Raw genomic sequence first — 12,984 nt, 5'->3', positions numbered from 1 at the left:
ACAAACATCGGAAGGGAACACCGTGTGAGCCCGCCCGCCGGGGTGAAAGTTAGAGTTTGGGTAGAAGCGTGAAAATACAAATCCTGAGCCTCAATTATGCGCCGGAGGAGATTGGAATCGCGGTCTATTCCACAGGTTTAGCCGAGGCATTCACCGCCCGGGGGCATGAGATGACCGTGGTCTGCGCCCATCCCTATTACCCGCAGTGGCGCATTTGGGACGGCTGGCCGAAACTGGGCTACAGGACTGAACGGCACCCAGACGCTCCCAGGGTCGTGCACTGCCCGCTCTATGTCCCGCACAAGCCTTCGGCCAAGTCCAGACTACTCCATTACGCCAGTTTTGCTGCAACTGCATTGCCGCGTCTGCTTTCAGATGCGGTCAAAGACCGCCCGGACATCGTGTTCGTCGTCGCCCCCTCTCTGGTGTCCGCGATGAGCGGCTGGCTGGTGGCGCGGCTGACCGGGGCCAAGCTCTGGCTGCATATTCAGGATTTCGAGGTCGAAGCCGCTTTCGCAACCGGGGCGATCGCGCCGGAGAGCCGTCTTGGCAAGGCCGCGCTTGCATTCGAGCGCTGGATGCTGCGCCGGTTCGACCGGATCAGCTCGATTTCCAGCCCGATGCTCGACAAGCTGCGGGAAAAGGGCATCCCGGACGCCCGCATCTACGAATTCCGCAACTGGGCCAACCTGCAACGGATCAAGGTGCTCGACGGCCCCTCGCCGATGCGGGCGGAGCTTGGCATCGACACGCCTTATGTCGCCTATTACTCCGGCAATGTCGCCGCCAAACAGGGGCTGGAGATCATCCCCGAGGCGGCGCGCCTTCTTGCTGGGCGCAGCGATCTGACCTTCGTGATCTGTGGCGAAGGCCCCTATCTCGACACGCTCAAGGCCAAGGCCGAGGGCCTGACCAACATTCGGTTTTATCCGCTGCAACCGTTCGAGAAGCTGAGCGACGCGCTTGGCATGGCAGATATGCATCTCCTGCCGCAAATCGCGGGGGTGGCGGAATTGGTGCTGCCTTCGAAACTGACGAACATGCTGGCCTCGGGGCGTCCGGTGGTGGCCACCGCCTATCCGGGCACCGCGCTGGCACAGGAGGTCGAGGGCTCCGGGCTGGTGACCGAACCGGGCAATGCCGAAGCTTTCGCCGCCGCCATCGTGACGCTTCTCGACGATCCGGATCGGCGTGCGGATCTGGGACGACACGCCCGTCAGGCCGCGCTGCAAAACTGGGATATGACGGCGATCCTGGATCGCCTCGAGACGGAAATGGGTGAGCTTGCAGAGCGTCGCAACTCTGTTGAGAAGCACCCATAAAATCACAGAAAGAAATATGGCACGGTTCGCCAAAAACGATAAGGAACGCAGTTTCATGAAAAAAGCGCTGATTACCGGAATTACCGGCCAGGATGGGTCCTATCTCGCGGAATTCCTGCTCGAAAAGGGCTACGAAGTCCATGGCATCAAGCGTCGCGCCTCCTTGTTCAACACCCAGCGCGTGGATCACATCTATGAAGATCCGCACACCGACAAGGCGCGGCTGAAACTGCATTACGGCGATCTGACCGACACGTCCAACCTGACGCGTCTGCTTTCCGATATTCAGCCCGATGAGGTCTATAACCTCGGCGCGCAATCTCACGTTGCCGTGTCTTTCGAAGCGCCGGAATACACGGCCGATGTCGATGCCACCGGTACGTTGCGTTTGCTGGAAGCGATCCGCTTCCTTGGGCTGGAAAAGAAGACCCGGTTCTATCAGGCCTCGACCTCAGAGCTGTTCGGCAAGGTGCAGGAAATCCCGCAGAAGGAAACGACACCGTTCTATCCGCGTTCACCCTATGCCGTGGCAAAAATGTATGCCTACTGGATCGCCGTGAACTACCGGGAGAGCTACGGCATGTATGCCTGCAACGGCATTCTCTTTAACCACGAGAGCCCGCGCCGAGGCGAGACCTTCGTGACCCGCAAGATCACCCGCGGCCTGTCCAACATCGCCATGGGCCTGGAGCCCTGCCTCTACATGGGCAACATCGACGCGCTGCGAGACTGGGGCCATGCCAAGGATTATGTACGGATGCAGTGGATGATGCTGCAACAGGACGAGCCCGAAGATTTCGTGATCGCAACCGGTGTGCAGTATTCGGTGCGTGAGTTCATCACCTGGACAGCGCGCGAGCTTGGCATGGAGCTTGAATTCAAAGGCGAGGGGGTGGAGGAAACTGCCACAGTTGCCGCGATCACCGGCGACAAGGCCCCGGCCTTGAAGGTCGGCGATGTCATCATGCGTATCGACCCCCGCTATTTCCGACCCGCAGAGGTCGAGACGCTTTTGGGCGACCCGACGAAAGCGAAGGAAAAGCTGGGCTGGGTGCCGGAAATCACGGCGCAGGAAATGTGTGCGGAGATGGTCGAGGAAGACCTGAAAGCCGCCAAGCGCGTGGCCCTGCTCAAGCAGCACGGGCTTGAACTGCCCGTGAGCGTGGAAGGCTGACGGGCCGCCGCCCCTTAGACCATGAAATCATACGGGGGGACGCCCATCTGGTTTTGCCGGTGCGTCACCCAAACAACCGCCCTTGTCGCCCCGAAGGCGGTTTCACGAATGCGGTTCCGGGGGCTGCCCCGTCGGTGTGTAGAACAGGCGCTCAATCGTCGCGCGCCCTTCGTCCGCATCGGCGGCATGGTACGCGCGGGCCATGTCGCTAAGGGCCTGCACCCCGTCGGCGGGTCCGGTCGCCAAGGCCGAAATCTGCGCCGCAGCCAAGGTGGTGAAATCCTCATCCGGCGGAATACTCGACAGGCACGCGCGCACCTGTTCGGCAATCGTGCCACGTTGCCGGGCGATCACCGGCACACCCGCAGCGAATGCTTCGTAAATCACCGTCGGCTGGGCTTCGAATTCGTAGCGCGTCGGGAACACGAACAGGTCGATCTCGTCGAAGAAATCGTCCTTCTGCGCCCCGTAAAGCGGACCGCGCCAGAGCAGCTCGCCGCGCTGCTGCGCCTCCTCGATCAGCTTGCGGTCCGAATCGAGCCGGGCCGGCCCCCCCAACAGGCATTCGACGGGGCTGCCCGCCTCGTGCAGACGACGTGCCAGGGCGAGAAAGTCATGCAGCCCCTTCTCCCGCGACAGGTTGCTGAGCAGACCGATGCGCAACGGCCCGTCCTCGCGGGGGCGCTGCGGACGAGGCGGCACGAAAAGCGCGTTGTTGAGAACATCCTGCCGGATCGGCGCCGCGTATCGGGCACGAAAGGCCCGCGCCATCGCCTCGGAGAGGAAGACATGTACGGCCTGTGGCCCGGCAACCCGGACGAGTGTGGCCATGAGCCGGGAGGGCCTGTTGATGTAGAAATAGGAATGGTGGTGCAGGATCACAGACCGACGGAACAGCCGGGCCGTGGCCGCGAGGGCAATGGTGTACAGTTGCCCGAGGCCGCCATTGACACCGATTGCGGCAATCGCCCCCCTGTTGCGCGGACGGGCAATCCTCAGACAGGCCGCAAGGCAACGCCCCGCCTGCGCCAGATGGGTTGCGACGCGCCCGCCCCGGTCGGCAGAAAGATCGACCCGGCCAAGGGAAACCTTGTGCTCGATCTCGTCGGCAAGCGCGGCCATGATCACGGCAAAACCGTGCACGGGCGGCGGGAAAGGTGCAACCACAAGCACCCGGTTTCGAACTTCAGTCTCGGTCAAGTCGACGTCCTTCCGGAGAAATCTCAAGCGGTGCAAGTTCGGCGCGGTTGCCGACCCATCGGGCCGGCGATCCCGCATAGATCCCGGATTCTTCCGTGTCTTTCACCAGAAGACTGCGGACCTTCGCGAAGGTGCCGTTGCGCACATGCACGCCGGGCATGACGAAACAGCCCGCCGCAAGCCAGACCCCGTCCCCGATGGAAACCGGGCTTTCGTAAATCGCAAAGTCGCTGCGCGCCGGATCGTGCCCACCCGTGCAGATGTAGCAATCCTGCGAGACCACACTATGCGAACCGATCTCGATCTCGCCCAGGGAGTAGAGTTCGACCCGGTCACCGATCTGGCTATGATCCCCGATCCTGACCTTCCAGGGGTAGGTGATGCGAACCGAAGGCCGCAGGATCACCCCCTTGCCGATTTGCGCCCCGAACAGCCGCAACAGCATGCGACGCCAGCCATAGGCAACCTGAGGAGATGCGTGGAAGAAAACGGACTGGACGATCCACCAAAGCTGAACGACAATGGCACTGCGCCCCCGAAAGCCGGGTGGCAGGGTGAAGAGGGCAAGGTTCTGATGGCGAGACATTGGCGGTCAGTATCCGATGGTTCACATAAGTGTTTGAATTCAAAAAAGTCTGCATTTGAACTCAACCACAAGGATAGCTATCTTTCGCCGAGAGGCAATCGTTCTGTAACGAAAACAGGCTTGGTATGATAGCAAGAAGTACACTAAACAAGTATTTGAAAAGCTATAAAAATCCCGTAGCTCTGTACTTCCTAATCGCGGGGCTTGTCTCGACCGCGACCCCCATCATGTCGATCGGCCTAGGAAAGAGCGGATTTGCGCTGATACCATATATGAGCGCGCTTTTTGCACTCGCGGTTTTTTCCTATTGCACCCTGTATCTGGCTTCTTGGGTCCTGAAGGGCTACCCTATTATCGTTTACAAGGAAGGCTCCGCACTTTTGCTCACGGCGATAGTGGTGATCGTAAGCGGACTTGTAATGGGAGTGGTCGGCCAAAATGATAAATCATATATCGTTTCCGACCTCATTTATGCGCTAAACTTCGCGGGCCTCATTCTGGTTGCCTGTGCTGTAAATTGGCGCAAGCATGAGGCCGATTTCGACACATGGGCTCCACCTCTGATCGTCATGTTTCTCCTGATCGCCCTGATGGGAAGCAGCGCAAAGAGTCAGTTGTTTCTGCTCTCAATTGTCGGGGCGGTAATTTACGCAGTGGTTTTTCGTAAAGGTGTTATGGCGCTCTTTTTTCTGTCGCCGATACTCCTCAACCTTAGCGCGATGAACCGTGCAGGGATTTTGGCCTTTTTTGTTGCCTTATTGATCGCAGCAATCGTCGCCAGACGGGGATTATTGTTCCTCTCCGTAATCAGTGCGAGCTTCATGGTCTATCTTGTCATCGTGAACGGGGTCGCGCTGAACTATATTCCGCAAGGGACACAACTCTACCGACGAGTTCTTGAGATTAACAATCTCGTCTCAGGAGCCGTAGAGATCAGGGAAATCGTGTCTCTCCAACAGCGCATTTTCGAAATAAATTTGGTCGAAGATTATTTTGCGCAGAGTGGTCTGAGAGGCATGTTCGGCGCGGGCTTTGGCGCAACACTCGATTTTTCCGCTGCGCCCGACGCTTCAACCACATGGGCGGCACTTCTTGGCGGTCAGGATGTGCACAACATCCACAGCCTGCCACATGCGCTCGCATACAGAAACGGCATAGCCGGGCTGGGTGTGTTGATTTTCGTCATCGTTAAATCGTTTCTAAATGTTTATGAGATTTGGAGACTGAAAATTCGCACTGTTTCGACACTCTTCTTTGCGATTTATCCGATAGCCAGTGTTATCTATGCAATGACAGCTTCCAACTATTTTGTGACGGATTTCATTGTTGGTGCCATGGTCATTCTTGGCAGCCACAGCATTCGCTTGGAGGCTCGAAACTCAAAGAGACCGCTCCTCCAAGGCCATGCTTTGGCAACGTCTTGAAGCAAGCATACAATCTCTGGCAAAACCACCGCACTCTCCTTTCATCCTTTCTTGAACGACCTCTCCTAGCCTCTGCCCATTCACGCAGGTCTGCGCCGCTGGACAGGGCAGGCTGCTCATCAGGAAAGGAACACCATGACCAACCCGTTCAAGAACCGCATGCCCAGCCTCAACGGCCCGGCTCATGACCTCGTTCCGGTCACGCCCTCCGACAGCGCAGATCTGCCGGACACGGCGCTGGCGCTCTATGTCGAAACGGCCGGGACCCTTGTTTATACCAGCGTCGCCGGTGAGCAGCGCACCACCAAGGTTGCCGCCTTCTCGATCCTGCCGGTCGGGGTCAACCGGGTCTTTGCCACCGGAACGACCGCCAGCGGCATCCAGGCATTTGTCGTCGGGAAAGTGGCATGATCGGGTTCGCGACAGAGCTGTTCCGGGGCGGAGCGGTCTTTCGCCCCGAAACGCTGGGGCCGCTCAATGTTTGGTCCGTGTTCGGCGGCGGCGCGATCTGGCAAGACAGTGCGGGCACGGTGCCTGCCGTCGCGAACGGGCCGGTGGGGCGTCTTGTCGGTTCACTCGGCACCGGGCGCGACCTCGTTCAGTCGACAGCGGCCACCAAGCCCACGCTGTCCGCAAGCACGCGTGCCCTGTCCTTCGATGGCATCGACGACTATCTCGTGGCCTCCGTTGCGGGGTATCCCGGCCTTCGGGAGGTTCATGTCGCGACGACGCTCCCGCCCGCGTTTGTCGGCGACACCTACCAAGGGGTGTTCGGCGCCCGCAAAGCCGATTTCACGCAACTCTCCTATCTGGTCGTCGCGCAGGTCGCCGGGGTGCATCAGCTCTGGGCTGGCGCGGGCACGACACAGCTCAAGATCAGCAACGGCATCGCCGCGCTGATGGGAACGCGCTGTGTGCTTGGCTATTCGCACGACGGCAGCACCGTCAGGCTCTTCGTCAACGGGGTGCAGATCGGCGCCACGGGCCAGTCCGGCAGTGCGGCGGGCACCCTGTCCAGCATTGTCGGCGGGATCAACGCCGGAGGTGGTCTGGGCACGCCGTACAGTGGTCGCATCGAGGGTGTCGTCGAGTTCGACCGGCTTCTGAGCGACACCGAACGCGGGCAACTCGTGCAATATCTGGCTGCGTGAGGGAGAGGAACAATGACGGCAATTCTTGTGACACAAACAGCCCTCAGCGAGACCGAGGCCGCCGTCGGGCTGCGATTCAACGTCCGCCTGTCTGCCAACGGACAGGAACCGGCGAGCCACCTCGGTTGCAACTGGACGGGATGCCCGACAGAGGTCGTCGAGACCCTGATGGTGCTCGAAGGCGTCGTGATCGCCGAACACTGGCAAGAGCTGCTGACCGCCGAAGCCGTGGCGGTCATCGCGGCGACAGGCCCCTGAGCCCCAGTGTTGCCGGGCTACAGAGACGTAATGCGCTGCGGGGTTATCCGGCCCCGCAGCAAATCGCCGAAGGCCAGCAGATTGCCGCGCAGACGCCCCGCCCTGTCGATCCAGGGCTCCGGTCGCCGGGTTCGCATCAGGTTGGCCGCGAACGGCCGGAGGACAAGCTTCAGCGCGCGACCGGCGGACAGCGTTCCTTTCCTTTGCAGGTAGACCGGGTTCATCACCTGCGAATAACCTTGCCTGACGCCGCTTTTTTCCCGTCCGGATTTCACGGCACAATGTACCCCGAAAAAAGCATCGCAATAGATCACAGGCCCCGGCAGACGAGCTCCGAAATCGCTGTCCTCCAGCCAACCGTAAAGCGGCAGGGATTCGTCGAAACGCACATCGCCGATGTCGGGTCTGCGGAACACCATGTTACAGCCATAGACCCCCACCCCCGGCAGGCGCGTCACCCTGCGCTGCGGATCGCGGACGGCATCTTCGGCGTCCACCATTGCAATGGCGCTTTCAGGATCGACCCCGGGACCGGACGCCCCGTCCGCAAGCAACTCCCCGCACAGGCCGGACGCATCGGGGCAGACCTCGAAACCGCGCAGGATACCTTCCAGTGCCCGCAACGACGGCACGTAATCGTCATCAAAGATCGCGATGAAATCGGCATCCTCACCCAGCCGGTCCAACCCTCGGTTGCGCTGCACGCTCGATCCTCTCGGCCCGATGATGACCTCGACATTGAGGGTGTCCGGCATGACCGGAGGAAGGTCCGCAGGCTTTTCGACAGACAGGATCGTGCGGTGCGGCGGAAGGCTCTGACGAGCCAGCCGGTCCAGCAAAAGCGCCACAGCATCCGGGCGGCCGAGCGAGGCGACGATAACCGCGACTTTGGGGGGAGCAACCATGCTGCATCCTCATTTTTTCGTGTTTCCACTTGTGATTACAGCCTTTTCAAGGCTTAATCCCCCTGTCAATAGGGGTGTCCTTCGATCGTTCAGGCGAGAGCGGGCGCATTGGTTTGGTATCTTCTCGAGCGCGGATCGGACAAGTGGATAGTTTTCTCAAAGTGGCCCGAGACGGGTATTGCTCGGGATGTGGCGCATGTGCCTTTGCGCACCCGTCGGCCTTGCAGATGGCCCAGCAACCCGACGGCACCTTTCAGCCCGAACTCAAGGAAAATGCGGAAGAGGCCGGGCTGCCCCCTCTGGAAATCTGCCCGATGTCCGGCGCCGGTGAAGACGAAACAGCGATGGCCGGGCGGCTTTGGCCAGAGCTTCCGGCAGACCCGCAAATCGGACGTCACCGAACGACCTTGGCCGTGCATGTCGCCGATGAGGCACGCCGTATGAAAAGTGGTTCCGGCGGGTTGGTGACATGGCTCGCGGAGGATCTGCTGAAGCGCGGCGAGATTGATCGGGTCATCCATGTCCGCGCAACCGGAACAGACGACCCACTGTTGTTCGAATACGCGATTTCGCGCAATCCGGACGACGTACGCAATGGCGCGAAATCGCGCTATTATCCGGTCGAGATGTCCCGGATACTGCAAGACCTCGCCGCGAGCGAGGGGCGTGCCGCCTTGGTTGGCGTGCCCTGTTTCATCAAGGCGGCACGGGGCCTGATCTCTTCGGGTTACCTTTCAGGCGATCAGGTGCCCTATATGATCGGACTGGTGTGCGGCCATCTCAAATCCACACATTTTGCCGAATATCTCGCCTGGCAAGGTGGCATCGCCCCCGGCAATCTGGCGTGGTGCGATTTCCGCGAGAAGCTGCTGGATCGTCCGGCCTCGGATTACGGTTTCGCCATGCGCGCCAAGGGCAGCACGCCCGATCAGCCCGCCAAGATCGTGCCGATGGCCGATCTGAAAGGCAAGGATTGGGGAGAGGGGCTGTTCCGTCTCACGGCCTGCGAATTCTGCGACGACGTTCTTGCAGAATGTGCGGATATCGCCATCGGAGATGCATGGTTGCCCGGCTTTGTCGACGATCCGCGTGGCGAGAATGTCGTCGTGGTCCGCGATGCCCGTCTGGCCGAACGGATTGCGCAGGCCGGTGCAAGCGGCGAGCTTGTGCTGTCAGACGTGACCCCGCAGGAGGTTGCCCGAAGCCAGTCCAGCGGCCTGCGGCATCGTCGGGAAGGTCTGGCACATCGCCTGGCACGCAGGATCGACGCCGGTCGCTCCGTCCCACGCAAACGTGTTGCGCCCCAGTTGGCGCAGTCAGCGGAACGCCGGAAGATCTACGATCTGCGTTTGAAAGTGGCGGAAACCTCCAACGACGCGTTTCTTGTGGCGAAACAACAGGGCGCGCTGGCCCAGTTCGACCGCAAAATGGCGCCGCTCTTGCGGCAACTGAAGCGCGCGACCTATGGCAGTCTCCCGACACGCCTCCTGCGTCGACTGAAGCGGGAATTGAGCAGGCGCATGCGGGCACAATGATCGGCAACAAGGTTTCTCGCAGTGCCCTGTTCATGGTGGCGGCCCAGGGGCTGGCGAAAGGTCTCGATTTTATCGCGGTCCTGATCGTGGCGCGTTTTCTCACGCCAGAGGATTTCGGACTCGTCGCTCTGGCCAGCAGCGTGATGCTGATCGCCAATTCTCTGACCGAAGTGCCCGTGGCAGAAGCCCTGATCCGTGGCGAAACGATTTCCGAGGATGACCTCGGCTCTGCCTTCACCCTCACCTTGCTGCGCGGCATCGGCATTGCCGCGATCCTGTGGCTGGTGGCAGAGCCGATCGCATATTGGCTGGACGATCCGCGGCTGGCCGAGGTGATCCGGGTGCTGGCCATCGGGCCGCTGATCCAAGGGCTCGCCAGCCCGGGGATCGCGCACTCACTGAAATCCGTGAATTTCCGCTTGCTGGCCCTGTCGCAACTGGCCGGCAAGGTCGCGGCATTCGCGGCCATCGTGATCGGTGCAATCGTTTTGCAATCCTATTGGGCGCTGGTCGCCGGGCTCGTCGTCAACCCTGTCGTGGCTGGGCTGTCGACCCATGTATTGGCCCCCTGGCGCCCACGCCTCCGCCTGAACCGCATCGGGGTGATCTTTGCGTTTTCCGGCTGGATCACCCTGTCGCGCATGGTTTTCACCCTGAACATGCAGATGGACCGCTTTTTCGTCGGGGCGATCCTCGGCAAGGCGAAGCTGGGACAGTATTCCATGGCCGGGGACTTGTCCTCGATGGTGACCTACACGCTGGCACAGCCGATCATGCAGCCGCTCTTTGCGGGTTTCTCCACCATGCACGACGACCGGGATCACCTGCGTCAGGCCTATCTGCGCGGGCAACAAATCCTGTTCACCGTGATTGCCCCCATCGGCTTCCTGTTCGCGGTCCTGTCCTCGCGTTTCATCCCCCTCGCCCTGGGCGAAGCCTGGCGTCCCATGGTGCCCCTGATCTGGTGGCTGGCGCCGGTTATCTCGTTGCAGATGCTGACGATTCCGACACAATCCCTGGTCATGGCCATGGGGCGTCCACGCCTGCTTCTCGTGCGCGAGACGCTGCAACTGTTGTTACGTTTGCCTGCCACACTGGCCGCCGCGTGGTTTTTCGGACTTGTGGCCGCCGCCGCCGCGCGTGCCATCGCGTCCACCGTGATGATCCTGTGGCTCATGGGGCTTGCATCCAATCTGCTCGCAACCTCGGTCTGGGTTCAGCTCAGGGGCTGTGCGCGCTCATTCGTGGCGCTGGCCGCGCTCGTGGGGGCCAGCCTTGCCGCAGATCTCGCCTTGCCCACGGGAAGCAACGTCGGCATGCAACTCCTCTGGCTCTCCGCCTGCGTGGCGACGGGGCTTTTCACCTATCTCGTCGTCCTGTTCGGTGGCTGGCACCTGACAGGGCGCCCCGAAGGCGCCGAAAGCTGGATCGTCGGGAAACTCGTAAGAAGGCTGAGAGCGTAATGCAAAAACCTCTGAAACCAGAGCAACGGGTTGGCCTTTTGACCCTGCCACTGAATGACAATTACGGTGGCATGTTGCAGATCGTGGCGCTCTACAATGTTCTCCAGCGTGAGGGCTGGGAGCCGGTGTTGTTCCGCTCGGCTCCCCGACGCAGCCTCTTGCAGCGCGCGCTTGCCGCGCTTCTGCGCAGCATTCCGGCACAGAATGTGCGCGGCCTTCGCGAACGAGAGATGAACCGGCGCACTCACGCCCCGTTTCTCAAACGATACCTTCCGGAAACCACCGCCTTGTTGCGCTCAAGCGCGCGCCTGTCGCAGGAAGTCGAGCGGCGGCGCCTGGCTGCGTTCGTCGTCGGCAGCGACCAGGTCTGGCGCCCGGATTACGCGCGGTATGGCGGGAACCCGCTGACCTATTTCCTCGATTTCGTTGGGGACGAAGTTGCCAAGATTTCCTATGCCGCCTCGTTCGGTCGGTCGCAGTGGCGGGATCACGAATTGACGGACCAGGTGTCGGATCTGCTCGCCCGGTTCGAGCAGGTTACGGTTCGTGAGGAGACGGGCAAACGCATTTGCGATGAAACCTTCGGCCGCGAGGATGCCCAGCTTGTCCTGGACCCGACCTTGTTGATGCCAGCGGAGTTTTACCAAGGCATGATGCCCGCGGCCCCGAGCGAGGTCGCGCCGCGCGTGACCAAATACGTGCTCGACACGACCCCCGTCCTTGAAGATCTTGAGACGCAGGCACTGGCTCGATTGGGGCCACAGGCCGTCACACGGGAAATTCTTCTGGGAAAGGCGGGGCATCGCGTAACCGTCGGCGAATGGCTGCGCGCTTTTCACGATGCCGACTTCATCATAACGGATTCCTTTCACGGCATGGCCTTCTCGATCCTCTTCCAGAAACAATTCGCTGTCCTGATCAACAACGGGAGAGGCGCGGATCGCTTCCATTCACTTGCATCCCAATTGGGGCTGGAAGACCGTCTGATCCCGAGCCAGGGACCAGCGCATCTGCCGAAGGAACCAATCGACTATGGCAGTGTCAACACACGTCTCGACACGCGCCGCGCAGCCTCCATGGCGCTTCTGCGACAGGGGCTTGCACACAGCTCGCCACACTGAGGGGGCAATACTTTTCGACTTCCTGCACGTTGCTTCCAACGTAAGCGTTGCATCTGACCCCGGCTGTGACATCTATCTCAGATAATCATTACCCCCTATATTGGCGCGTAGCGACGCAGACTTTCGCGTCAGATGCAGCGAATGTCCGCAGTCCGCCGATTCTGTTGAAAAACTGATGTTTGCGAGCGCAGAATTTGCGGTTCCCGAATGGGCGTGAGCGCCTTTCTTTTCAGGCTTTTCGCGGTTGCTGCGGCGCAGGAAAGATCTTGGCCAGTTTACGGAGGTTTTGGGCGGTTGCGGCGAGGAGGAATTCGTCATTTGCGCCGCAGGGTCCACGTAACCTGAGCCGGTTCAGGCCAAGAATTCGTTTGAGATGCGCGAAGAGCATCTCGACCTTCTTTCGGAGCTTCATCGAGATATCGTATTGGTGGGTTTTGGCGATATCACGGGCAACTTGGCGGGCGTCTTCGTGTTCTTCGCGGGTGATTTTGCGGGCTTCTGCATTCGGGCAGCAAGTTGGTTTCGATGGACAGGTTTGGCAAACCTCCTTCAAAGCTCGATAGCGGGCTGTGCCTTTGCCGGTCGGACCTCGGTTCGGGTCGGAGTAGTTTCGCCGGAACTGCTTCAGTTCGTGACCTTCGGGGCAGATATACTGATCATTCTCCGCGTCCCATTCGAACTCCGCGCGTGACCAAGTGCCGTCGCTGCGCCCCGCCTTGTCGATGACGGGAATATGCGGCGCAATCTCACGCTCAACCAGCCAACCCAGCATTGGGCCTGATCCATAAGCTGTGTCTGCGATCAAACGCTCGGGGTGCAGATCGAACCGGTCTTTGACACGGGTA

The 12,984-nt window shown here is 60.5% G+C and carries 13 protein-coding genes; 9 read left to right on the top strand and 4 right to left on the bottom strand.

The window, feature by feature from the left end; translation table 11 throughout:
• Positions 1-68 precede the first annotated feature (68 nt).
• Positions 69-1,322, top strand: a complete 1,254-nt coding sequence (locus NH195_RS01910) for a WcaI family glycosyltransferase (protein ID WP_066702272.1) — start codon at positions 69-71, stop codon at positions 1,320-1,322.
• Positions 1,323-1,377: 55 nt separating this feature from the next.
• Positions 1,378-2,496, top strand: coding sequence for a GDP-mannose 4,6-dehydratase (gene gmd, locus NH195_RS01905; protein ID WP_066702947.1), 1,119 nt, complete (start codon positions 1,378-1,380; stop codon positions 2,494-2,496).
• Positions 2,497-2,598: 102 nt separating this feature from the next.
• Here gmd and NH195_RS01900 read toward each other — a convergent pair whose 3' ends face one another.
• Positions 2,599-3,696 (bottom strand): glycosyltransferase family 4 protein, encoded by a 1,098-nt coding sequence (locus NH195_RS01900; protein ID WP_162265845.1) that lies wholly within the window; start codon positions 3,694-3,696, stop codon positions 2,599-2,601.
• On the bottom strand, positions 3,683-4,282 hold the full coding sequence (locus NH195_RS01895; RefSeq protein WP_066702267.1) for a WcaF family extracellular polysaccharide biosynthesis acetyltransferase: 600 nt from the start codon (positions 4,280-4,282) through the stop codon (positions 3,683-3,685). The genes NH195_RS01900 and NH195_RS01895 overlap by 14 nt, the downstream gene beginning before the upstream one ends.
• Positions 4,283-4,437: 155 nt before the next feature.
• Here NH195_RS01895 and NH195_RS01890 point away from each other — a divergent pair, with 155 nt between their 5' ends.
• The 4 genes from NH195_RS01890 (at position 4,438) to NH195_RS01875 (ending at position 7,115) form a co-directional block, all read left to right on the top strand.
• Positions 4,438-5,706 (top strand): hypothetical protein, encoded by a 1,269-nt coding sequence (locus NH195_RS01890; protein ID WP_162265844.1) that lies wholly within the window; start codon positions 4,438-4,440, stop codon positions 5,704-5,706.
• A 135-nt stretch (positions 5,707-5,841) separates the two neighbouring features.
• The gene (locus tag NH195_RS01885; protein WP_066702262.1) at positions 5,842-6,117 is read left to right on the top strand and encodes a spike base protein, RCAP_Rcc01079 family; all 276 of its coding nucleotides are present in this window, start codon (positions 5,842-5,844) and stop codon (positions 6,115-6,117) included.
• Positions 6,114-6,857 carry a hypothetical protein gene (locus NH195_RS01880; protein ID WP_066702260.1) on the top strand — a complete coding sequence of 248 codons (744 nt, stop codon included), beginning with the start codon at positions 6,114-6,116 and terminating at the stop codon, positions 6,855-6,857. Before NH195_RS01885 ends, NH195_RS01880 begins: the two co-directional genes overlap by 4 nt.
• 12 nt (positions 6,858-6,869) lie before the next feature.
• Complete coding sequence (locus tag NH195_RS01875; RefSeq protein ID WP_066702258.1) at positions 6,870-7,115, top strand: hypothetical protein; 246 nt, start codon at positions 6,870-6,872, stop codon at positions 7,113-7,115.
• A gap of 17 nt (positions 7,116-7,132) precedes the next feature.
• Here the strand turns inward: NH195_RS01875 and NH195_RS01870 are convergent, their stop codons facing one another.
• The gene (locus tag NH195_RS01870; RefSeq protein WP_066702248.1) at positions 7,133-8,020 is read right to left on the bottom strand and encodes a glycosyltransferase family 2 protein; all 888 of its coding nucleotides are present in this window, start codon (positions 8,018-8,020) and stop codon (positions 7,133-7,135) included.
• Positions 8,021-8,247: 227 nt separating this feature from the next.
• Here NH195_RS01870 and NH195_RS01865 point away from each other — a divergent pair, with 227 nt between their 5' ends.
• Genes NH195_RS01865 through NH195_RS01855 form a run of 3 tightly spaced genes read left to right on the top strand, consistent with a single transcriptional unit; the run spans position 8,248 to position 12,139 of the window.
• Entirely contained in the window at positions 8,248-9,555 is a 1,308-nt protein-coding gene (locus NH195_RS01865; RefSeq protein WP_155846054.1) for a Coenzyme F420 hydrogenase/dehydrogenase, beta subunit C-terminal domain, read from the top strand.
• Complete coding sequence (locus tag NH195_RS01860; RefSeq protein ID WP_066702243.1) at positions 9,552-11,018, top strand: lipopolysaccharide biosynthesis protein; 1,467 nt, start codon at positions 9,552-9,554, stop codon at positions 11,016-11,018. Before NH195_RS01865 ends, NH195_RS01860 begins: the two co-directional genes overlap by 4 nt.
• A complete protein-coding gene (locus NH195_RS01855; RefSeq protein WP_066702230.1) occupies positions 11,018-12,139 on the top strand; it encodes a polysaccharide pyruvyl transferase family protein in 1,122 nt (373 codons plus the stop codon). Before NH195_RS01860 ends, NH195_RS01855 begins: the two co-directional genes overlap by 1 nt.
• Before the next feature lie 229 nt (positions 12,140-12,368).
• Here NH195_RS01855 and NH195_RS01850 read toward each other — a convergent pair.
• On the bottom strand, positions 12,369-12,984 hold a 616-nt coding region (locus NH195_RS01850), incomplete at its 5' end, for a transposase (protein WP_155846031.1).

This window comes from Celeribacter ethanolicus, from assembly GCF_001550095.1.
Lineage (GTDB): Bacteria > Pseudomonadota > Alphaproteobacteria > Rhodobacterales > Rhodobacteraceae > Celeribacter > Celeribacter ethanolicus.
This window is presented reverse-complemented; position numbering and strand designations above follow the sequence as displayed.

Excerpts from the sequence above, each read along its gene's own strand:
- NH195_RS01865 (WP_155846054.1), top strand. The coding sequence starts at position 8,248 with ATGGCCCAGCAACCCGACGGCACCTTTCAGCCCGAACTCAAGGAAAAT.
- NH195_RS01870 (WP_066702248.1), bottom strand. The coding sequence starts at position 8,020 with ATGGTTGCTCCCCCCAAAGTCGCGGTTATCGTCGCCTCGCTCGGCCGC.
- NH195_RS01885 (WP_066702262.1), top strand. The coding sequence starts at position 5,842 with ATGACCAACCCGTTCAAGAACCGCATGCCCAGCCTCAACGGCCCGGCT.
- NH195_RS01860 (WP_066702243.1), top strand. The coding sequence starts at position 9,552 with ATGATCGGCAACAAGGTTTCTCGCAGTGCCCTGTTCATGGTGGCGGCC.
- NH195_RS01895 (WP_066702267.1), bottom strand. The coding sequence starts at position 4,282 with ATGTCTCGCCATCAGAACCTTGCCCTCTTCACCCTGCCACCCGGCTTT.
- NH195_RS01855 (WP_066702230.1), top strand. The coding sequence starts at position 11,018 with ATGCAAAAACCTCTGAAACCAGAGCAACGGGTTGGCCTTTTGACCCTG.
- gmd (WP_066702947.1), top strand. The coding sequence starts at position 1,378 with ATGAAAAAAGCGCTGATTACCGGAATTACCGGCCAGGATGGGTCCTAT.
- NH195_RS01875 (WP_066702258.1), top strand. The coding sequence starts at position 6,870 with ATGACGGCAATTCTTGTGACACAAACAGCCCTCAGCGAGACCGAGGCC.
- NH195_RS01880 (WP_066702260.1), top strand. The coding sequence starts at position 6,114 with ATGATCGGGTTCGCGACAGAGCTGTTCCGGGGCGGAGCGGTCTTTCGC.